Annotated in this window: 23 protein-coding genes; 1 reads left to right on the top strand and 22 read right to left on the bottom strand. The window is 52.8% G+C overall.

What is annotated here, in order from left to right; all coding sequences use genetic code 11:
* Positions 1–183: 183 nt before the first annotated feature.
* The 16 genes from RW092_RS08145 to RW092_RS08220 form a co-directional block, all read right to left on the bottom strand.
* Complete coding sequence (locus tag RW092_RS08145) at positions 184–669, bottom strand: cell wall elongation regulator TseB-like domain-containing protein (RefSeq protein ID WP_016311845.1); 486 nt, start codon at positions 667–669, stop codon at positions 184–186.
* Positions 670–729: 60 nt separating this feature from the next.
* Positions 730–2,028, bottom strand: coding sequence for an amidohydrolase (locus RW092_RS08150; protein WP_085169231.1), 1,299 nt, complete (start codon positions 2,026–2,028; stop codon positions 730–732).
* Positions 2,025–2,669: a redox-sensing transcriptional repressor Rex gene (locus RW092_RS08155; RefSeq protein WP_016311843.1), complete on the bottom strand. Its 645-nt coding sequence runs from the start codon at positions 2,667–2,669 to the stop codon at positions 2,025–2,027. Before RW092_RS08155 ends, RW092_RS08150 begins: the two co-directional genes overlap by 4 nt.
* A gap of 41 nt (positions 2,670–2,710) precedes the next feature.
* Positions 2,711–5,566: an ATP-dependent DNA helicase DinG gene (gene dinG, locus RW092_RS08160; protein ID WP_316009966.1), complete on the bottom strand. Its 2,856-nt coding sequence runs from the start codon at positions 5,564–5,566 to the stop codon at positions 2,711–2,713.
* Positions 5,567–5,762: 196 nt separating this feature from the next.
* Complete coding sequence (locus RW092_RS08165) at positions 5,763–6,395, bottom strand: tetratricopeptide repeat protein (protein WP_316009958.1); 633 nt, start codon at positions 6,393–6,395, stop codon at positions 5,763–5,765.
* Between the two features lie 553 nt (positions 6,396–6,948).
* On the bottom strand, positions 6,949–7,332 hold the full coding sequence (gene panD, locus RW092_RS08170) for an aspartate 1-decarboxylase (protein ID WP_028539162.1): 384 nt from the start codon (positions 7,330–7,332) through the stop codon (positions 6,949–6,951).
* Positions 7,332–8,234, bottom strand: a complete 903-nt coding sequence (gene panC / locus RW092_RS08175; RefSeq protein ID WP_316009959.1) for a pantoate--beta-alanine ligase — start codon at positions 8,232–8,234, stop codon at positions 7,332–7,334. The genes panD and panC overlap by 1 nt, the downstream gene beginning before the upstream one ends.
* Positions 8,231–9,109, bottom strand: coding sequence for a 3-methyl-2-oxobutanoate hydroxymethyltransferase (gene panB / locus RW092_RS08180; protein ID WP_028539164.1), 879 nt, complete (start codon positions 9,107–9,109; stop codon positions 8,231–8,233). The genes panC and panB overlap by 4 nt, the downstream gene beginning before the upstream one ends.
* Positions 9,110–9,419: 310 nt before the next feature.
* Positions 9,420–10,403 carry a biotin--[acetyl-CoA-carboxylase] ligase gene (locus RW092_RS08185; protein WP_316009960.1) on the bottom strand — a complete coding sequence of 328 codons (984 nt, stop codon included), beginning with the start codon at positions 10,401–10,403 and terminating at the stop codon, positions 9,420–9,422.
* Positions 10,378–11,850 carry a CCA tRNA nucleotidyltransferase gene (locus RW092_RS08190; RefSeq protein ID WP_410055523.1) on the bottom strand — a complete coding sequence of 491 codons (1,473 nt, stop codon included), beginning with the start codon at positions 11,848–11,850 and terminating at the stop codon, positions 10,378–10,380. Before RW092_RS08190 ends, RW092_RS08185 begins: the two co-directional genes overlap by 26 nt.
* Positions 11,851–11,938: 88 nt before the next feature.
* Positions 11,939–13,099 (bottom strand): N-acetyl-alpha-D-glucosaminyl L-malate synthase BshA, encoded by a 1,161-nt coding sequence (gene bshA / locus RW092_RS08195; RefSeq protein ID WP_316009961.1) that lies wholly within the window; start codon positions 13,097–13,099, stop codon positions 11,939–11,941.
* A 39-nt stretch (positions 13,100–13,138) separates the two neighbouring features.
* Positions 13,139–13,852, bottom strand: coding sequence for a bacillithiol biosynthesis deacetylase BshB1 (gene bshB1 / locus RW092_RS08200; protein WP_028539168.1), 714 nt, complete (start codon positions 13,850–13,852; stop codon positions 13,139–13,141).
* Complete coding sequence (gene mgsA / locus RW092_RS08205) at positions 13,849–14,271, bottom strand: methylglyoxal synthase (RefSeq protein ID WP_028539169.1); 423 nt, start codon at positions 14,269–14,271, stop codon at positions 13,849–13,851. Before mgsA ends, bshB1 begins: the two co-directional genes overlap by 4 nt.
* Positions 14,272–14,285: 14 nt before the next feature.
* Positions 14,286–15,092 carry a 4-hydroxy-tetrahydrodipicolinate reductase gene (gene dapB, locus RW092_RS08210; RefSeq protein ID WP_316009962.1) on the bottom strand — a complete coding sequence of 269 codons (807 nt, stop codon included), beginning with the start codon at positions 15,090–15,092 and terminating at the stop codon, positions 14,286–14,288.
* Between the two features lie 21 nt (positions 15,093–15,113).
* Positions 15,114–15,644: a tetratricopeptide repeat protein gene (locus RW092_RS08215; protein ID WP_016311831.1), complete on the bottom strand. Its 531-nt coding sequence runs from the start codon at positions 15,642–15,644 to the stop codon at positions 15,114–15,116.
* Between the two features lie 56 nt (positions 15,645–15,700).
* Entirely contained in the window at positions 15,701–16,009 is a 309-nt protein-coding gene (locus RW092_RS08220; RefSeq protein WP_036700413.1) for a nucleotide pyrophosphohydrolase, read from the bottom strand.
* 209 nt (positions 16,010–16,218) lie between these two features.
* Between RW092_RS08220 and RW092_RS08225 the strand changes: the two genes are divergently transcribed.
* Positions 16,219–17,088: a YitT family protein gene (locus RW092_RS08225; RefSeq protein ID WP_016311829.1), complete on the top strand. Its 870-nt coding sequence runs from the start codon at positions 16,219–16,221 to the stop codon at positions 17,086–17,088.
* A gap of 78 nt (positions 17,089–17,166) precedes the next feature.
* On the opposite strand, the gene RW092_RS08230 is transcribed toward RW092_RS08225, so the two are convergent.
* The 6 genes from RW092_RS08230 to RW092_RS08255 form a co-directional block, all read right to left on the bottom strand.
* On the bottom strand, positions 17,167–18,090 hold the full coding sequence (locus tag RW092_RS08230) for a sporulation protein YpjB (RefSeq protein WP_051416985.1): 924 nt from the start codon (positions 18,088–18,090) through the stop codon (positions 17,167–17,169).
* A gap of 58 nt (positions 18,091–18,148) precedes the next feature.
* The gene (locus tag RW092_RS08235) at positions 18,149–18,775 is read right to left on the bottom strand and encodes a DUF1405 domain-containing protein (protein WP_316009963.1); all 627 of its coding nucleotides are present in this window, start codon (positions 18,773–18,775) and stop codon (positions 18,149–18,151) included.
* An 89-nt stretch (positions 18,776–18,864) separates the two neighbouring features.
* Entirely contained in the window at positions 18,865–19,740 is an 876-nt protein-coding gene (locus tag RW092_RS08240; RefSeq protein ID WP_028539174.1) for a menaquinol-cytochrome c reductase cytochrome b/c subunit, read from the bottom strand.
* 80 nt (positions 19,741–19,820) lie between these two features.
* Positions 19,821–20,492 (bottom strand): menaquinol-cytochrome c reductase cytochrome b subunit, encoded by a 672-nt coding sequence (qcrB, locus tag RW092_RS08245; RefSeq protein ID WP_016311825.1) that lies wholly within the window; start codon positions 20,490–20,492, stop codon positions 19,821–19,823.
* A gap of 16 nt (positions 20,493–20,508) precedes the next feature.
* On the bottom strand, positions 20,509–21,051 hold the full coding sequence (locus RW092_RS08250; RefSeq protein WP_016311824.1) for a Rieske (2Fe-2S) protein: 543 nt from the start codon (positions 21,049–21,051) through the stop codon (positions 20,509–20,511).
* Positions 21,052–21,237: 186 nt separating this feature from the next.
* Positions 21,238–21,660 carry a DUF2487 family protein gene (locus RW092_RS08255; RefSeq protein ID WP_016311823.1) on the bottom strand — a complete coding sequence of 141 codons (423 nt, stop codon included), beginning with the start codon at positions 21,658–21,660 and terminating at the stop codon, positions 21,238–21,240.
* Positions 21,661–21,752: the final 92 nt, after the last annotated feature.

Consider the following 21,752-nt stretch of genomic DNA (forward strand, 5'->3'; position numbering starts at 1 on the left):
TCAGTATATCACATCGTATATATAAATTCGAAGGAATGTGTGAATATATTTAAAAATAAAGCCTAGTAGTTCTAACCCGAAATGCTACAATTTCTCAAGCCAAACATAAAAAACGGTTCCGCCATTCAGGCTCTTCGCCTAAACAACGAAACCGTTAGATATGATTCATTCATAGACTCCCCGTCAGCGATTCGGCAGGGTGAACACTTCCGGCAAAGCCTCGCCGGTCGTGAAACTGAAAAACCGGTAGTAATGGTGGTCCTTCTCTTTATAGAACAGCTGCCACACCAGTTGATTATTGTAAATGCCTGGCAGCAGCCGAACCACTCGGATCCCCGGCAACGATTGTTTGATAATCTCACGCATTTGGCTCTCGGACTTGCCATCAGCCAGTAGGCGTACCTCCGGATCATGTCCTTCCCGCAGCCAGACCATCATCTGACGACCGGAGGCATCTTCACCTTGTACGACCCAGATGACTTCATCCCATACCGACTTCCAAACTTTGTCGCCCCGGACGAGATCTGTCTCTTGCTTTGCCTGCTGAATGGCGGCTCTTTCGGCTTCCCACGTATCCTCATGAATGTATAGATAAAACCGGTGGAGACCCAGGAGCACGATCAACAGGATCACAAGGGACAGCAGGATCCATTTCGTTCGCTTCCTCAAGCTTCTCTTCCTTTCCCTTCCTATGCAAGCAGCCTCCTTCTGGAAACCGCGCGCCGCTCATTATCGTGCCAGCAGTCCCTCAAACGCCGCCTGCGCCTCGTAGCGGATACGTTCCTCATCCAGCGTCAAGCAAGCCCCGTGTTTGACAACCTGCTTGCCGTTCACCCAGACATGCTCCACGTCCTTGGCCCCAGCGGAGTAAACGGTATGGGAGATATAATCTGTTCTCGGCAGGAAATGGGCTTGCTCCGTGTTCAAGGCGATAATATCTGCCTTCATGCCTGCAGCCAGCTTGCCTGTATTTTGCAAGAAGACTGATTTTGCACCGTATTCCGTTCCCATCTTCAAGGCTTCCAGTGCCGGAACCGCCGTTGGATCGCCGGATACGCCTTTATGGATCAGCGCAGCCAAACGAATCTCCTCCAGCATATCCAGGTTATTGTTGCTCGCCGGACCGTCGGTCCCCAGCGATACCACTACGCCTTTCTTCAAGAGTTCAGGTACGCGGGCGACACCGCTGGCCAGCTTCAAGTTACTGCCCGGGTTATGCGAAATTGTAACTCCGTGGGCTGCCAAGATATCGATTTCCTCGTCGGTCAAATGCACCGCATGGGCAAGCAGGGTTGGGCGGGAGAACATCCCCAGCTTCAACAAATGCTCTACCGGACGGACGCCGTAATCGTTCACGTTCTGCTCTACCTCGGCGCGCGTCTCCGACATATGCGTATGCATTGGCAAATCGAGATCATGGGCAGCTTGCACAAATTTCTCGATGAAAGCCGGCGGGCAGGTGTACGGTGCATGCGGTGACATCATCGTGGTGATGCGTCCTTCTGCCTTGCCGTGCCAGTTCTGCGCAAACGCGATCGCTTCCTTGAGCTTCTGATCTTGCTCTTCCGGGGAGCACAAACCGATGGCCCCGCGCATCAGCACGGCGCGAATGCCTGATTCCTCCACGACTTTGGCCACTTCGTCCATATGATCGTACATATCCAGGAACGTCGTCGTGCCGCCCTTGAGCATTTCCAACACGGACAATGCCGTACCGGCATACACATCCGCTGCCGTAAATTTGGCTTCCATTGGCCACATTTTCTCCTGCAGCCAGGTTTGCAGCACCATGTCATCTCCGTAACCGCGCAGCAGCGACATCGCCGCATGGCCATGGGTATTGATCAGGCCCGGCAAGAATAACAACCCTTTGCCGTCCAAAGTCTCGGCGCCTTCCACGCCTTCCGGGCGCTCTTCCCCGATATAGCTGATCGTATCGCCCTCAACGAGCATATATCCGTGAACCACAGGACGATCCGCATCTAAAACGGCAAACGTCCCGTTCTTAATTAACCATTTCCGACTCATACGTTGCTTGTTTCCTTTCCGTTTTCCAAGTAGTAAGCCAAGCTCAGCAAATCTGTGGTGAAATCAGCCGCATGAATCCGAACTTCCGGCGGAACCTTCAGAATCGTTGGCGCGAAGTTCAGAATCGCACCGATTCCGGCGGCCACCAGCTCGTCCGCCACCCGTTGGGCTTCTGTATCCGGTACGGTGATGATGCCAATGCGGATATTTTTCGCCCGAACAGTTTCCGCCAGCTCTTCGATCGGCTGAATCGTAATGTTGTTGATCTGCTTACCGATTTTCGCCGGCGAAGCGTCGAACACCGCAACAATCTTCATATTATCCTTCAAATACGCATTATAATTCGAAAGGGCTTGGCCCAGATTCCCGGCGCCCACCAGCGCGACGTTAATCTGTTGGTCCAGATTTAAAATTTGTTGAATTTTCTCAATCAAATAAGCGACATCGTAGCCGATCCCCTTCCGGCCAAAATCGCCGAAATAAGCTAAATCCTTACGGATTTGCGCCGGATTAAGATCCAGCTTCTGTCCAAGCTCCTGGGAGGACACCGTTGGCACCTCACGGCGGCTGAGTTCATTTAAAAAACGCAGGTAAACCGGCAGTCTGCGGACGACAGCGTCCGAAATTTTATCTGACTTCATGCATTGTTCCCCCTATTCTCCATTACGATCTATGAAGCGGCTTAGGCTTCGGGATTTAACCATTCCGAGATACGCGGCACCATTTGAGTTAATGGCATATGCTCCATCTTCGGTCCTGGCAATGAGTATAAGAAATATTTTCCATAATATGATTCCAGGATCCGGGTATCATAAACGATCACGATGCCGCGATCCTGCGACGAACGGACAAGTCGTCCGAACCCTTGCTTAAAGCGAATGACCGCCTGCGGGACAGACAGCTTCATGAATGGATTCTTCTTCTCCCGCTGCAGACGTTCGCTCTTCGCTTCCACCAGCGGATGGTTTGGCGGCTGGAACGGCAAGCGTACAATTGCTAAACTGGTCAGCGCCTCGCCAGGGATATCCACCCCTTCCCAGAAGCTGCTTGTCCCGAGCAGCACCGATGCGCTGTTCCCTTGGAAGCGCCGGGTCAGCTTGGTGCGGCTGCCGCTGTCCATCCCTTGCCCGATCACCGTGATGCCTTCCGCTGCAAGCCGTTCTTTCAGCGGGTCATACACCTGCCTGAGCATCTTGTACGATGTAAACAGCACTAGCATGCGCCCCTGTGTCGCCACCGCGGCATCCGCCAGCGATTGAACCAGCGTGTTAATGAAATGATCATCCCCCACGCTGCCTTTCACACTTGGAAAATCGCGCGGAATCACCAGCAACGCCTGATCACGGTAATTAAACGGCGATGGCAGCATCGCGGTGATCAGCCGATCCTCTTCCGCTGCCTCCGTCAAGCCAAGCTGCTCAATCATATATTGGAACGATTTATCTACAGATAAAGTCGCAGACGTCATGACGACGCTCTTCTTCCGATCGAAGAAAAATTGCTTCAACTGAGCGCTGACGTCAATCGGCACCGCATACATTTGCAGCGACCGGCTGCGGAAGTTCCCGTTCGCTTCCATCCAATAGACGGTATCCTCGCTCTCTAGCTTCATGAAGAAGCGAAGCGCTTCCCGTTCTCCGGCTAAATCTTTAAACAACCCGCTAATATCGGTGATCAAGCTCTCCGCTGCATAATCGTCCTGCTCTTCTCGGATTTCGGACAGAAGGCGCTCCCCTTTCCGAAGCACGTCGCCGAGACCTACATAAATTTGATTCTCTAGCGCGGTCAACGTCTCCCAATCCTTGGGCTTGCGATTCGGCAGCAACCGGTACACGAACTGTCCAGGATCACCAGGGGCGGCGTCACTGCGGTCAGGCATTAAGCTGAACAGCAACTCGCTGAGCTTGTCCCAGCTCTCCTTCACATCCACCAGCGTAGGGAAGATTCCGTCGATGACCGAACACCAATCCGAGGATTTCTCTGCGGCTGACGCTTCGAGCGTGCTGCGGAGGTTGGCCAATTGCCCCGTCTTGCTGTCTTTATACAGCCGGGTCAGCGTATGCACAACCGTAAAATACTTCATATGAATCCCCAAATGCTTGCCGGCCACATCCTCTAAATGATGCGCTTCATCGATTACTAATCGCTCGTAGCCCGGCAGCAGCTGATGCCCCGCCTGGATGTCTGTAAATAGCTTGGAGTGGTTCGTAATCACCACGTCCGCGACACCGGCTTCGTGTTTTGCGCGATGATAGAAGCATTTGCGGAACCAAGGACAGGAGCGGCCCAAGCAGGATTCCGACTCACTGGCCACTGTCTCCCAAAAATCACCGCCGCGATTGCCGAGATTCAGCTCTTCGTCATCGCCGCTTTCTGTTTGGGTCAGCCATACGACCATTTGCGCGGCCGTCATCACCTCTTCTTTAGGTGTAGAGAAGTCTTTTCTATTTATTTTATGTTCAAATTTGCGCAAGCACAAATAATGCTGCCTACCTTTAAAAACGGCTGCACGAAACGGAAAAGGCACGACCTCCGTCAACAACGGCACATCGCGCTCTCTAAGCTGTTCCTGCAGGTTGATCGTGTGCGTGCTCACCATGACCTTCTCTTCATTCTTGACGCTGTGGTAAATGGCCGGCAGCAGATATCCCAAGGATTTGCCCGTCCCAGTTCCAGCCTCAACGAGCAGGTGCTTATCTTCCTCAAAAGCTCGCATGACCTCGTGTAGCATCATGTTCTGAGCTTCCCGTTCCTCGTACTGCGGCAATCGTTCCCGCAGCCGTTCTCGGACCTGCTCCATAAACTGCTCGAAGGTCACGTTCTCCAGCGGATTACGTTCCGTGCTGTCCCTTGGCGCTTCGATGTCGAGCCAATCTTCCACCTGCAAGGCGAATTGGCGGTAGTAGACATAGCCGTCTTCGCTTGGCAAAGCTTCCCGCTCTTTTTCCTGCACCATGGCATCAAAAAACCACCCGAGATCGCTGTCCTCACCGGCAAACAGATCTGCCAAACGCTGTAAAGTCAATAGCGGCAATCGGTCACATTCCTCCAAGCATTTGAGGAAAATCAGCGCTGTCGCCAATGCGTCACTGTCCGCCTGGTGCGGACGCTCATGCTCCACCTCAAACTCCGCCGCCACCATCCCTAGCTGGTAGGAAGTCAGTGAAGGGAACAGAATTTTCAGGAAATCCATCGTATCCAGAATCCGTCCTGTAAACGGCAAATACCCCGTCTTGTCCAAGGCGCTCTGCATGTAGTTAAAATCAAACGCTACATTGTGCCCAACCAACACGACGTCGTTAAGTAGTGGAACCATCTCCACCATCACTTCGTCCAGCTCTGGCGCATCCTTCACATCCTCTTCGGTAATGCCCGTTAACCCCGTAATAAACGGAGGAATCGGTACGCCCGGCTTAACGAAGGAACGATACACCTGAGAAATTGATCGATCCGGCTCTATAATGGCAAGTCCCACTTGAATGATTTCATCAGAGGACTGGTTACCCGTCGTTTCAAAATCAAGCACAGCATATTTCATTGCAATTAGATGTCCCTTCATTCCAGTCTCTTTACAGCATAACAGAAGATAGCCAATTTGAAAATTAATACAAACCATATCTGTAATAAAAATCACAAAATAAAACAAGCGATGCGCCGCCGTAAGCGGGGGTTCGCATCGCTTCCAAAACATGCCGTAATAAGTGCGTGAATTTCCAAGTCAATGAGCGATAAATCTACAATAACGACGTCAACTCGGGACCGTAATGGAGTTTCCCTGTACTGTTCGCACAGGCCTCCAAATTGGCCAACGGCTCGGGTAAGGACGGATCATGGTGGTGAGCCAACTTGAAGTACTCTTTTGCCTTGTCAAATACGCCCTTGTGCGCCTCAATACACCCCAGCGCGTTGTAGATAATAGAACGCAGGCGCTTATTTGCAGCCTTTTCCAGCACGATCCAGAAATGCTTGGCGGCTTTGTCATATTGCTTGAGGTGCAGATGGCACATCCCCAGATAGGTCCGGGCTAACATGCTGTCCGTAAATTGCTTCACCACCTGCTCGAATTGGGCAGAAGCCTGGGGAAACATCAGCAGCTTGTAATATCCTTGGCCTTTCACAAAGGCGGGGTCATCCAATTCAGGAAGATCGGGAATTTCTCTGGACTCCAGACTTCGGAACGCATGGCGTAAATATCCCATTTTCTCCTCAAAGCTCAACCATTCCTCGATAATGCCGTCACTCATATGCTGAAGCAGGTTCCACTTTTTCGCAAGTTCCTGCTTCTGGGCTTGGCCAGCCAAGGGGTATTTCCTCGTGATTTCGTCCAACATCTCATTCATTTCCGCAAACACATGCTGAAACATCATTCGCATCCCCCCTAACGAAAATGAAATCAGTCCGAGCCTTACGTACATTTTTTGTTTCGCGGGACGATTTCATTCCGGCAGGGAGGAATTACACTTTTTGAGGGATGGATCTCTGGGGGTCATGTGGAATTGTATGTGGAATTGTATGTGAAAAATCAAGTACATTTCAGCGGTTGTTGCGGCTTACACCCCAATGTACTCGAAATTTCATGTACAATGCGGTGTTTTTGCCCTCTTGGGGCGGAATGTACTCGAAATTTCATGTACATTTAGGCGTTTCCCGGGCATTTCGCCTAATTCTATATGAAAAATCATGTATATTGGCGAGGGATTGCGAACTACAGTCAGATTATGTGCGAAAAATCAAGTACATTGCGGTGGTTGTTGTTGCTCACAGCCCAATGTACTCGAAAAATCATATACATTTCGGTGACATCAGTATAGTGTAACGCGGACACACCATATTTAAACACACCAAGGGCCCGGCAAAAATGCCGAGCCCTCCTTCTATGGCTCCTTCGTTACGCCGAAGGTGCCTTATTAAACAACCGATTTAGCGGATCATGGCGTGGAGTTCTTGATGCGCCTTTTCCACCGGCTTGTTGTTTTCGTCAACGAACACGACGGTTGGCTTGTGGCTGCGGACTTCTTCCGGTGACATTAGAGCATAAGAAATAATGATGACATTATCACCAGGTTGCACCAGTCGCGCTGCTGCACCATTCAAGCAAATCACGCCGCTGCCGCGAGGTCCAGGAATCACGTACGTTTCCAGGCGGGCGCCGTTATTGTTGTTGACGATTTGAACCTGCTCGTTCTCCAACAGATCGGCAGCCTCCATCAGATCCTCATCTATAGTAATGCTGCCCACGTAGTTCAGGTTCGCTTCCGTCACGGTGGCACGGTGAATTTTCGATTTCATCATCGTTCTATACATTACGGGTTCACCCTTTTCGTTAAAATTACGTTGTCGATCAACCGCGTTGTTCCAAATTTGACGGCAACGGCGATCAACACCCCTTTTTGGCGGCCGGCTGCATCAACACGTTCATCCTCTGCCAAAGGCGACAATTCCGGAAAATCCGAAACTTCCACATAATCGATATTCGCCAGCGGTTCAGCGCTGATCTTCTCGCGGATTTCCTCCCGCAGCTCCCCTGCGGTAACAGGAGTTTGCCCCTCTGCCTTAGCCCTTGCACCCTCAAGACTGCGGGATAAAACAAGCGCTGCCTGCCGTTCTTCCGGACTCAAGTATACATTTCGGGAGCTAAGTGCCAATCCATCAGCTTCCCGCACGATTGGACAAGGAATCACTTCGATATCAAAGTTCAAATCCTCTACCATCCGCGTAATGACCGCCACCTGTTGGGCATCTTTTTGCCCGAAATAAGCACGGTCCGGCTGCACGATATGAAACAACTTGCCTACAACGGTAGTGACCCCGTCGAAATGGCCCGGCCGGGAAGCACCGCACAGCACGTCAGTCAAACCGTCGACCTTAATGTGAGTACGGGTTGGCTCAGGATACATTTCTTCTACAGTGGGCAAAAAGACGAAATCCACACCTTCACGCTCGGCTAAGGCCAGGTCTTTCTCCGGATCGCGGGGGTAGCGTTCAAAATCCTCGTTCGGCCCGAACTGGATCGGGTTCACGAAGATGCTCAGCACCACCAGATCGTTCTCCGCCCGTGCTTTGCGCAGCAAGCTGGCATGCCCCTCGTGCAAATATCCCATCGTTGGCACGAGCGCAACTTTGATTTGCTTTCCTTCTTTCGCTGCTGTGAACCGCGCATCCTTCAACTGTTCACGGAGCGGGACAATCTTCTCAAAGGTCTTCATGACCGGACTTCCACCTTTCCTTTACCATACAAAGTTCCCAGCGATTCCTGCACGCCTTGGTCCGCGCGGAAAACATGCTCTTCTGCCGGGAACGAGCGATTTTTGACATCCGTTACATATTCTAGAATCCCCTGGCGGATCTGTGCGCCGATATCGGCGTAGGTTTTGACAAACCGTTTATCCCGGTAATCTGCCGTATATTTCAACACATCATGATACACGAGCACTTGGCCGTCACAACCGCGTCCCGCGCCAATGCCGATGGTCGGAATACTCAATTCGCGGGAGATGGCCGTTGCCACTTCCTCGGTGACCAACTCCAGCACAACCCCGAAGGCACCGGCACGTTCCAACGCCTTGGCATCCTCCATGAGCCGCTTGGCATCGGCCGCGTCTTTGCCCTGCACCCGGTAACCGCCAATCTGGTTCACGGATTGAGGCGTCAATCCGATGTGTCCCAGCACCGGTACCCCGGCTTGCACGATGGCTTGAACAGCAGGAGCGATCTCCGCGCCGCCTTCCATTTTGACGGCGTGGGCATGCCCCTCTTGCATTAAACGGCGAACGTTCCGCAACGTTTCGTCAATACTTCCGTGATATGTCATAAACGGCATATCCACCACGATGAAGGTGTGCTGCGCCCCGCGCGCAACGGAACGACTATGATATACCATATCGTCCAATGTGACCGGGATCGTCGAATCGTACCCCAGAACAACGTTGCCCAGCGAGTCACCGACCAGCAGCAAATCCGCCCCCGCTTCCTCAGCCAGTTGAGCCGACGGATAGTCGTAGGCGGTAATCATCGCGAGCGGAATGCCGTCTTGCTTCATTTTTTTCATTTTGACAATGTTTAAAGCTTGTTTCCCTGCCATGTGATCCATCTCCTTCGGTTTGGCTTTGTGCGAGTCCTCCAAAAACGCGCACAACAAAAAAAACCTTTTAGTTTGGCACTAAAAAGGTCCGAAGTCCAAAGAAGAGTGAGTTATCATCCTCGTTCTTCTGTCTCGGTCCTCTTTCGGCTCAGAGCAGAATCCAACGCAACTTGATTTGTGGTCATTCAAAACGTCGGCCGACGGTTTGAACTTTCACCACATTCATACCTCCGACAAGCACCCGGAGTGCAGTTCAGGACGATGCCGATACCGCCTCCTGTGCTCAGTATAACAAATTACGTTAATTTTTTCATCCGCCAAGTTGTACTTCTCCAGAGAAAATCGTGAAATGTTGGCCATTCTGATCCATTAAGAGCAATGCGCCGCTCGAATCCAATCCGGTTGCCGTGCCTTGGAGTACCCCGTTTGGCGTATGCACGATGATCTCCCGCCCCAACGTGACCGACAGCGCCTCCCACAAGTGGCCGATGGGCGCAAACCCTTCCTGGAAATATAGCGCATAAAGCTGCTCCAGCTCCTTGACTACTGCGCCGATCAAGCTTGTCCGATCAATCCGCTGCCCGCTTTCGATCAATAACGAGGTCGCGATGGCTTCCAGCTCCGGCGGAATGTCGGAGGCTGCCAGATTGACATCAATGCCAATCCCGGCGACGGCGTACCGGATCAGCTCATCCTCTGCCGCAGACTCCACGATAATGCCGCACAGCTTCCGGCCGCGGGCTAAAATATCGTTTGGCCATTTGATGCCGACATCCACACCCGTGACTTTCCGTATCGCGCGGCAAACCGCTACAGCGGTCAGCAAAGTCAACTGCGGTGCAATCGACAGCGGTTGGCGATCGGGACGCAGCAGCAGGCTCATCCATACGCCTTTGCCCGGCGGTGAATACCAGCGGCGCCCTTGGCGCCCGCGCCCTGCCGTCTGCTCTTCGGCAAGCACAAGCGTACCGTGAGGCGCGCCTTCCTCCGCCAACCTGCGGACTTCTTCCTGCGTGGAGGGCGTGCTGTCCAGCAGCTTCAGCCGTTTGCCAAACATCTGCGCCCCCTGGAGGGCATGCAGCAAGCCGGCATGGCTTAGCTTGTCAGGCTGCCGAGTCAACCGGTACCCCCTGCGAGGAGCGGATTCAAATTCGTAACCTTCTTCACGCAGCTTGGCGATTTGCTTCCATACTGCCGTCCGGCTGATCGACAGCCGGCGGCTCAGCTCCTCGCCAGATATATATTGCCCCGGATGCTCCAACAGCATGTCAAGCAATCGGTTTGCTTCCATCATCCTCCACCACCGTTTCCACATGTTTCAGGAGCGTTGCCCGGTCGTTGGGCAGCTCACCTGCGGCAACCGCGATCAACAGTTGCTTTAGCCGTTCGCTAAGCCAAGGGCCGCCTTTGCGGCCGGCCGCTTGCAGCACGTCGCCGCCGCTGATGGCGAGCTCCTTCAGCGTATGTACTTGCACCTCGCGGTGCCATGCCGCCGCCCGTGCCAATATCGCCTGGTCGGCCTGCCGCTTCGCATCGTCGCCTATGGCCGCTTGCACCACCGCCTGCTGGCGGTGCAGCCACCACGCGGCGGTCTCGCGGCCAAACGCGACCTGCAGGCCGATCCAGCCGCGCCGCTGCTCGCGCTCGCCTGGCGCCTCGGCCAGGATGGCTTCCCACGCTTCATCAAAGCGGACGATCCCAGCCGCCTCTTGGGCGGTCCGGTTCGGGAACGTCCAGCTTTTGAGCAGCGGGGAAGCCGCCTCGCCCGGGGCGCCCAGCGCCTGAAGCAGCAGCGACCAGCGCAGCGCCGGCGGCGCAGGCGCCAGCAGCGGCAACGCCGCCAGCAGCGCCCGGCGCGGCGGCTCGCGGTGCAGCAGGCGGCGCGCCAGCGCGGCGACGGCGCCAGCCACCGCATTGGCGCCAGCCACCACATTGGCGCCAGCCTCCGCCGCAGCGCCAAGCATCTCCGCAGCGCCAAGCATCTCCGCAGCGGGCTCCTGCGCCGCCTTCGCGTACCGCAGCAGCCCGCTGCGTTCCAGCAGGGCCAGCCCGCGCAACGGGTCTGGGCCCAGCACGATTTTTTCAAGCTCCATGCGCACGCGCTCCGTCGCGATATAGCCGAGCTTGTCCCGGCCTGCCAGGAGCGCCTTCCACAAGCTCAAGACCGGGCGGAACCCGAAGGTCGAAGCGAACCGGACCGCCCGCATCATGCGCAACGCATCCTCCGTAAACCGTTCTTCGGCATCACCCACGCAGCGGATCAGCCTCCGCTCAATATCCATCTGTCCGCCAAACGGATCAATCATCTCCCCTTCCAGCCCCCGGGCGATGGCATTCATCGTGAAGTCCCGCCGCCGCAAATCCTCCGTCACCGCATCAACGAACTCCACGGACGTGGGACGGCGGTAATCAGCGTAATCCGATTCCTTGCGGAACGTCGTCACCTCAAACGCATGATCCTCCATCATCACCGTAACCGTGCCGTGTTGAATCCCCGTCGGGATCGTGCGTTCAAACAATCGAACCACCTCATCCGGCTTGGCTGAGGTAGCAATATCCATGTCGTGGACCGGGCGTCCCATCAGTTCGTCACGGACACAGCCCCCGACAAAAAAAGCCTGGTGCCCGCCATCTCGCAAAATACGCAGCACACGTTCCCCCTGAGCCAGCATGAGGGGGTCCACTTGACTCCAGTGTTGTTTTTCGATTGCGGACACCTCCTTTCCAATCACTACAAGCATAGACAAAAAAACGGCACAGCAAGCGCAGGACTCTCCAGCCCTGCGCCGTTACGATGCTATGAACTCATTTATCAAACTTACGGTCGCCTCAACCGCAAGCCGGATTTAACGTTGGCATTGGAACATTGAGCACACGGTAATAAATTTCTTCGTACGCAGCCATCATTTTATCACTGCTGAACTCGTGTTTGGCCCGGGATAAACAAGCTTCACGCATCCGCACGGCCAGCTCCGGATTCTTAAACAGAGAAATGCAATGCGCCGCCATCTGTTTCGTATCGCCAATCGGCGCCAAGTAGCCGGTCTCCCCGTGCTTCACCAGCTCCGGAATCCCGCCGGCGATTGAACCGATCGTTGGCACTCCGCAAGCCATTGCCTCAAGGGCGACTAACCCAAAGCTCTCTTTCTCCGAAGGCAGCAGCAAGACGTCCGCCATGGAGATGACATGGGCGATATCGTCCTGTTTTCCGAGGAAATGCACCCGGTCGGCTAAGCCTAACTCCTTGATTTTGCATTGGATCTTCGGCAGATCCGGTCCTTCCCCCACAAACAACAGCTTCGCCGGTACTTCCTGACTAACTTGATAGAAAATATCCACCACATCACTCACCCGCTTCACCGGCCGAAAGTTGGAGATATGCATCAGCACTTTCTCGCCCGGAGCAGCAAAATTCGTCCGGCAGCTCTTGGCGTCGCGCGGATAGTACACCCGCTCATCCACAAAGTTATACGTCAAATCGATATCTCGCGTAATATCGAGGACCTCACGAGTTTCCCGCATCAAATCTCGGGACACCGACGTCACTGCATCACTTTCATTAATCGCCAGACGAATCAAGTCCTTCAGCGATTCATCCTGTGCCAGGACGGTGATATCGGTCCCATGCAGCGTTGTCACGACTTTAAGCGAGTCACCTACCATTTGTTTGGCGAGAAACGCGCATACCGCGTGGGGCACTGCGTAGTGAACATGCAGAACATCCAGTCCTTGCTCTTTGGCTACCGTAGCCATTTTGGTCGCTAACGACAAATCGTAAGGCGGATACCGGAACACGTAGTAATCGCTGACTTCAACTTCATGATAAAAAATATTTTTATGGTAACTCCCTAAGCGAAAAGGAACGCTATGCGAAATAAAATGGACTTCGTGGCCCTTATCCGCCAGCAACTTCCCAAGCTCGGTGGCCACAACCCCCGAACCGCCCAAGGATGGATAACAAGTGATGCCTATTTTCAAAAATGGTTCCATATGGTGGGGGCCTCCTTTATGTTTGTTCCCTCTTCCAGCTTATGAACGATGGGAGCCAAATAGATTAACTTGATATGCGGTTTTCGTCATAAAACCTTCAGCGAACGGAATTAGAGCACGCTGACCAATCAGGGAATCGCGGGCTTTGACCCGTTCCACATATCCCTGATTCAGCGGAGTTAAGGCAACGTCTTCCCCCGGTGAACCGGCTTCAAATTGAGAACGGTAACACCGGAGCGCCCGCTCCTTCTGCTCATAATTTGCGCTCACATCGACGATCAGATCCGGCGATACCCAGTCATTAATGAAATAAAAATAAAGCTCAGGCGCAGCCACCGCCGGCTTGTCCGGCATATACCGACGCAGCTTGGCGTTGAACACCGCCGCCTCCACCAGCTTGCTGCAATCGATATGATCGGGGTGACGATCATCCCAATATGGAGCAAAAACCATTCGCGGCGCATACTGCCGAATCACCTCAGTAACCGCGGCGAGCTGCTCCGCCGACCCGGTTAACCCGCGGTCAGGCAGTCCCAAATTGATGCGTGCGGCTAATCCGAGCACATCGGCTGCCGCCTCGGCTTCCTGCTTGCGCAGCACGGGATTGCCGTTAGAGGACAGCTCCGCTTCGGTCAAATCGCAGATGCCCACGCGGTACCCTGCAGCAGTATGCTTGGCAATGGTTCCGGCCATGCCGATTTCGGCATCGTCCGCATGTGCCCCAAAGATTAAGATATCCAGTAAACCGTTCATTTTGTCAACCCCGGTTTATTTTGTTCTACCAGTTCGCGCCAACCGAAGTCGCCGCGATCCAAGGCACGTACCAAGATCTCTGCCGTAGCCATATTCGTTGCAACGGGTATTCCATGCACGTCGCACAAGCGCAGAAGTGCAGTGATGTCCGGCTCATGGGGCTGTGCCAACAATGGGTCGCGCAGGAAGATGACCAGATCCATCTCGTTTTGAGCAATTAACGCCCCGATTTGCTGATCGCCGCCAAGCGGTCCCGATAGGAACCGATGGATTTGAAGCGAAGTATTTTCCATGATTCGTTGTCCAGTTGTTCCCGTGGAATAAAGCTTTTTCCCTTTGAATACATGTTCGTAGGCGATGACGAAATTCACGATATCTTCTTTTTTACGGTCATGAGCTATAAATGCGATGTTTAACATATGCCTTATCCCCTTTATTCATCCATGAAGTGGTCGAACCCGTAAATCATGCCCTTGCAGTCAATGATTTTCTTAATGGCCAAATTCACGCCCGGCATATAACCGGCACGCTCATACGAATCATGACGAATCTTCAGCGTCTGGCCAAAGCCGCCGAACACCACTTCCTGCTGTGCAAACACACCAGGTAACCGGACGCTATGTATCCGGAATCCGTTATAATAACCGCCGCGTGCACCTTCAATCGTCTCTTCCTCGTTCGGGTTGCCCTGACGAAGCTCCTTCCGGTTCTGCGCGATCAGCTCCGCCGTCTTCACCGCTGTCCCTGAAGGGGCATCCAGCTTCTGGTCACCATGGTATTCGATGATCTCCAGATGTGGAAAATACTTCGCCGCCTGCGCTGCAAAACGCATCATCAGGATCGCCCCGATGGAGAAGTTTGGAGCAATCAATCCGCCGATTCCCTGCTCATGGCACAGCTTGTCCAGTTCTTCGATCTGTTCCGGCGTAAACCCGGTCGTCCCTACAACCGGCGAAACGCCGTACCGAATCGCAAGTTCGGTGTTCGTATATGCGTACTGCGGTGTCGTAAAATCAACCAGCACCCGCGGGCTCGTCTCCCGCAGCGCTTCTTCTAAATTCGTGGTGATCGGCACGCCGCAAGCCGGAAGGCCAACCAGCGTTCCGGCATCGATGCCTTCATTGGATAAATTCACAGCAGCAACCAGTTGAAGCTCCGGGTCCTGGAGCACCATTTTGACGACTTCTCTGCCCATTCTGCCTGCGGCGCCCGCCACGGCGACTTTAATCGGTTCCGACATTCGATCTCCTCACATTCTTTACTATGATGATTGCTTCATTTGCTGCTTCAACCGCTGCTCCAACTCTTTAAGCTGACCAGCTGCACCAGCGTCCAATGGAAGGGCCGATGCGTCCCGAACCGCCTGCAGCGCAAGGTCGTAGCACTCTAATTCGCCGTAGGCGATTGCCAGCCAAACCTGCGCATCCAACGACAACGGGTCCAGCTCGACCGCACGCTTTAACATGCGGGCTGCTGGCTCAGCTGCCGCTTTCCGCTTGGCACCGGCAGCCTCCAGCTGCCGTCTGGCCATCTGCGTCAGTTCCATGGACTGCAAACGATCGTAATGCAGTTTATATTCGTCCTGCTCAGGCTCCAGCGCTGCAGCCAGACGCGCGTGTTGAAGCGCCTTATCCAGCTGCCCGCTCCGGGCACAAGTGATCGAGTAGCGATAATGGATGTCCGCGTGATCCGGCTGGACGTCCAGCGCTCGTTCGAACCAGTGCATTGCCTGTGCAAAGTCGTTTTCGTAGATGCTTCGGTAAGCTCGTTGTAAATAATCCTCCGCCTTCATATGCTATCCCCCTTTACTGTAGGGATGATCATGCTAACAGCATATGAAGATTGACCCTATTCGGTGTCCTTTTTCGTCCAACGATCCGCATCGCGGGTCGCAAATTTATGCATCACCTTATCATGGGCCTCGGTAAGATTAATCCCAAGGGAATTGGCAAAGCATATGGTAATAAACAGGATATCGCCCAATTCGAGCTCAATCGAATTTTCCGGTTCATCTTTCTTCTTTGGCTTTTCGCCAAAGGTATGGTTCACCTCGCGGGCCAGCTCGCCTACTTCCTCCGTCATGCGAGCGAGCATCGTCAGCGGGCTGAAATAGCCTTCTTTAAACTGCGAGATATAACGGTCTACTTCGCGCTGCATTTCCGCGAGAGATTTCTCATTGTTCCGATCCAAGTGCCGATCCCTCCGCTTTATGTCCCGTTTTTCCCTATGTTATCGTAAGTAGGTGACGAAAACAAATCCTTTTTTAATCGGCGAAGAAAAAGGTATACTAGGAGAGGCAGATCTATCCAATTGCCCGCAGCACAGTACATAACATAAATAACGCTAGAGACAGGTGAGGTTTTTTCATGGCATTGAGCAAATTGACCGGATTTCTAAAAACACTGCTACCCATCATGCTGGGTACGGCGATTTATGCGTTTGGCCTTCTTTATTTTATCCTACCGAACCAACTGATGGAAGGCGGGGTTACCGGTGTGACGTTGCTGCTGAACTATGCGTTTGGCATTTCGCCTTCGCTTTCCAACCTCCTGCTGAATATCCCGTTGTTTCTGATCGGCTGGAAAATCCTCGGCGGACGCTCCATTCTATGGACTGGAGTTGGTATCGGCTCGTTAACGCTCTTCCTGTGGCTGTTTGAACAGATGATCGATCATGGCTGGATATTACCGTTTGAGACACAGACAGACTATATCCTCGTCTCGTTATATGCAGGGGTGACGCTAGGGGCAGGGCTTGGCATCGTCTTCCGCTTCGGCGGCACCACCGGAGGATCGGATATTGTAGCCCGGATTCTGGGCCGCAAGTACGGGTTCAGCATGGGACAGGTCATCCTGACGCTGGACATCATCATTATCGGGTTATCGCTCTTCTATATTAGGAAGGAAAATATTTTGTACACGCTTGTAGCCGTCTATATCTCCTCGAAAGTGATCGATTTTATTCAAGAGGGCGCATATTCAGCCAAGGCGTTTACGATCATCAGCGACCATGCACCCGCGATCGCCGATATCATTACGAAGGAGATGGACCGCGGCGTTACGTTGATTCCAGCCATTGGCGCCTACTCGAAGCAAGCGAAGCATGTGGCCTACTGCGTCGTTTCCAGGCAGGAGAGTCGGAGGTTACAATCCATCGCCAAATCGGTAGATCCACGGGCGTTTATCATCATCAATGACGTCCACGATGTGCATGGCGAAGGATTTAAAGAAGATTAAACCGCACTTACCATCAAAAAAAAGCTTAAGAGGTTTAGTGTTCTCCCTTCCTCTTAAGCTTTTTTCGTAAATCCCTGCCTAAAGCCGGTACCGATTCATCTCTTCCGCCGGGCGCTGCGCTCGAACTGCAGTTACCGCTTGATCCGCGCGATACTTCCGAATTCCCGTGTAGGTCAAGGCAAGCACGATCCACAGCCCAATCAACGCACTCCAATACCACGGACTGTCCACGCCGGTAACCGGCAGGAATACAGGCTCGTCTCCCCGGCGGCCAAACAGCGCTTTGAGTTCGCCTTCTCCTTGCTCGATCGCTCCTTTCAGAGCCTTTTCATCCCAGGATTGTGCACCGCTTAGTCCTTCAGTATACGATAGCCACGACTCAAAACGGTTGATCTCGGAGGCCGGACGACGAATCACTGCAGCCGGACGCACGACATCGTAATGATCCTGCAGCGCCTGGAACGCCTTGCGCAGCCCCGCAGGTTTGCCGCCTGCACGCGCCTGTTTCATCTGCTGCAAATCATCGGACATCACCTTATAATATTGCTGCCATAAGGCCTTATCGGGATGTAGCAAACTATTGACCGCCAGCCGCAGCCGGGCTGAGGATAGCGCCCAGGCTTCAGGCTGAGCATCCGCCCTAACTAACGTCTCTTTGGTGTCCATAATCGTTTCCGCCAAGGCATGGATACCCTCTACCGAAGTTAACCCCTTAAAGGATACGCCCTCCAGCGCTTGGATTAACGCCTCCATGTCGGCCAGCGCTTCTTGGCCACTCCCTTGCTGCATATGCTCATATAGCCGTTCCGATGCCAATTCCAGCTGCTTGAGCCGCTCGCTGCGTTCCTGTTCGGACATCGCCGGCGTCCCTGCCTTGGACGTAGATGGCTTGCTCTCGGTTCCGTTCTTCACAGGCTCTGCAAATACCACCGAAGTCCATAGCAGCGTCGCGGCAAGCAAAGTCAGTACGGCTGTTGCTCCTCTCAACCAAGTTCTTCTCACGGACATCCCCTCCCTACCATCATGGTATGGCAGGCTGTCCTACGTTAGAACCCCGGCCTCAAGCGCGTTTGGCTTGTTTCAGCGCAAGCCAGCCGGCAGCAACGCTCGCTACCGTCAAGATTACGGTAAAGACCGCCACTTCAGGAACGTCATCCCACAACGTCTCCGGTAACCAGGGATAAACTTCGTAGGTATAATCCACCGTATCATTGAGCAGCGTCCAAGCACCGGCCCCAAGCAACATAAACGTCCCAAACTTGTACAATCGGACGAACAACAACGCCTCTACGGCCATCGCCAAATGGGAGGCGACCAGCATCCAGTCCTGCCACACCAGCTCGCTCCCCTGATAGGCCCCGGCGAAAATCATCGTTACGGCCCACACCCCGTATTTCACACTCGTCACGACCGCTAGCCCCTCGATCAAGGTACGGAGGCGGAAGTATTTCGCTAACTTCGACGGGAACAGCAGGAACAACAGGCTTAACGTGAAGAATAAGCTGGCGGTTGGGCTGTCGGGGACGAACACGATTTGCCAATGTGGATGATTCCGCCAGGTGTCCAGCAACTGCGCATCGTACCATATATAGCCGTAAATCGTTCCCAAGAGATTACATACGAACAAAGCCCAAAGTATGAAGCGGGAGGATAGAAACTTTGTACCCCATAGATCCGATATCTTCAAGCGCGATCTCCCTCTTTTTCTACAATAATAGTACGATAGCTTAAAAAAACCTGATCGTAAGACGATCAGGTTTTTCATTATTACTTATTTTACTGTTCTGCTTTTTGTTTCGCAAGCCATTCAGCCAAGTGGTCGATGTCTTGATCCGTCAAGCCCGCGCTGATCGCAGTATCGTACATTGCAGGCATCTTGCCATTGTATCCTTCTTTAATAATCGAAAGGATTGCGTCCTTATCATGCTTGTCACCAACGCCGCGAAGCGAAGGTCCAGCCCCGCCTTTCAGGTCAGCCCCATGGCATGATACGCAGGTCGCTTTCTTGTATGCATCCATGGCCGGATCGTCCTTATCCACGATCGCCACTTCTTCCTGACGGTTCGCATTCGACGTAGGCAAGCCCTTCTCCCGATTCTCACGGGCTTGTTCTTCCCGTTGAATATGTTCCGGTACTTGACCTGTTGCTTGCAGTTCTTTCTGGTAATGCGTCCAAGCGAAGTTCGTCAAGTAAACAACCGCGGCAATCGAAAGAAACATCAGTGTCGAGGCGATCGGACGCTTATAGAAGCGGCGTTCCTTACCGCGATCCAAAAATGGAGCGAGCAGCAAGCCGCCGAACATCACAGCCGGAATCCCCATTGTACCGAGAACGACGTAATCGCCGGAGGCATATGGATATTTCAAATATTGATACAGGAACAGGAAGTACCAGTCCGGCATCGGGATAACCGAAGCCGTCGGATTGGCCGGGAAGCCCAGCGGAGCCGGTTCTGATATAGTCAGCGCCAGGAATCCAACGAGTACAACAACGCCAACCATCCATTCCTTCAGCAAAAAGTTAGGAATGAACGCTTCCGACTTGCCGGGATACGCCGTATAGTCCGGAGGCGCTATAAAGCCCTTGCCCTTACGGACGCGGGAGTCGCCGACATATACGACCTTTTCCTTCGAATTGTCATGATGAGCCATGTCCTTTTTGCCCCCCTTCTCTTATAGAGGTCTTTCGAAACTATTTTCAATTCAATTGGATCAGCTATGTCCCACGCTTCTTATAGCGGACCGGAAATCCCTTGTCTGCGGATCATGATAAAGTGACCTACCAGGAGGATCAGCAATACCGCAGGCAGGAAGAATACGTGAATGGCAAAGAACCGAGTTAACGTTTCCGCCCCTACAATCGTTCCGCCTTGCAGCAATTCCTTAATAACCGGACCCAACACCGGTACAGAGTTGGCAATTTCCAACGTTACCTTCGTTGCGAAATAAGCTTTGTTATCCCATGGCAGCAGATATCCCGTCAAACCAAGACCGATCATGACGAAGAAGATCAGCATACCGACTACCCAGTTCATTTCGCGTGGTGCCTTGTAGGAACCGGTGAAGAAAACGCGAAGCGTATGTAGAAACATCATCACGATAACCAAGCTGGCTCCCCAGTGGTGCATCCCGCGGACAATCTGGCCAAAGGCGACCTGAGTCTGCAAGTATTCTACACTGGCATAAGCGTTAATAATATCGGGAACGTAATACATGGTCAAGAACATCCCCGATAAGATCTGGATTACCGTAATAAAGAACGTCAAGCCGCCGAAGCAATACACAAACGCGGAGAAGTGATGCGCAGGGTTCACGTGCTCCGGAACCTCGTGATCGGCTACATCGCGCCAAATCGGCGTGATATCAAGACGTTCGTCAATCCAGTTGTATACATTCTTAAACATCCGTATCTACGCCTCCTTATTTCACGATGGTGTTCGGGATGATATCCCCCAGATAAACCCAGTCATCCTTGATCATAACCTTGTACTCGTCAAGCGGCTTCGACGCGACCGCCAGCTGCTTACCTTCTTTGGTGTAATGTGCACCGTGGCATGGGCAGTGATATTCATCTGGGAAGTTCTTGTCGTTATTCCAACCAACCGTACATCCCAAATGTTTACAAATCGGTGAAAGCGCATAAATTTTGCCGCTTTCGTCTTTGCGAATCCAAGCCGTCAGGGAAGCTGTGCTTAAGTACCAACCGTCTTGCTGCTTGAGCTCGAACGAAAATTCCTGTGGTTCGTTGGTAATTTTGCTCACTTCCACAACTTTAACGAAGGTCCCTTCGCCTTTCTTATGCAAAATCGGATCAACCGCAAAACGAACCATAGGAAGCGTCACCCCACCCACCATGAATGCTGTGGCGCCCCCTAGCGTATATGTAAGAAATTGCCGACGGGACATCTCTTTGCGAATAGGCGGTTTGTGCGAGGATTCCTGCTGGTCATGCTGATTGCTCATATGTCTTCAACCCCCCTTGTCAAGCAATTGTTTCCGTGCGTTTCAATGATAATTATCACAACATCGCGTAAGACATATTAATAATATATTAGCGTTTTAAGAGCGTCAAGAATTTGACACATTTTTTTGACCCGCAAAAAGCTTGTCCCACTTGAAATTGTCGATATTTTGTCACAATCACCACCGCTATTGAGCTTGCCACATTTCTTGGACTGCCGCCTTCACTCGTGCCGCAGCTCCTTCCTTCGAATCCGCCGCAAAACGGCCTGGCGTCACGATTAAATCCGCCTCTGGAAGCCCCGCATCTCCCCATTCAAAATCAGCTGAGATGACCACAGCGTACTTAAATCCGCTGCTCTTGACATTTCGGCACAAATCGTTTAAGTTCTGCGCCATATCCGGCGTCTCGTATTGATACGACGGGTATGTCACGACCCTTCCCTTGAAAGGGATTTCCACCCAATCAAGGATATCTCTCAGTCTTTCCAACTTTTCGGTGACTTCATACGGACGTTCTTGTCCAGATAATCCTGTGACCGGAATCAAGCAGGTATCCAGGTATGGGCTAAGCTCTTCCCAAGCGGAAGCTTCAATTTCACTAAATTTCATGTTGCATCCCCTTCTTCGATCAATGTCTTCCCATTATAAACAGGGATCATTGACAAATCCATCCTTCATCTCCTTCACAAAAAAACCGTCCC

This window comes from Paenibacillus sp. 3LSP, assembly GCF_032465655.1.
Lineage (GTDB): Bacteria > Bacillota > Bacilli > Paenibacillales > Paenibacillaceae > Fontibacillus > Fontibacillus barengoltzii.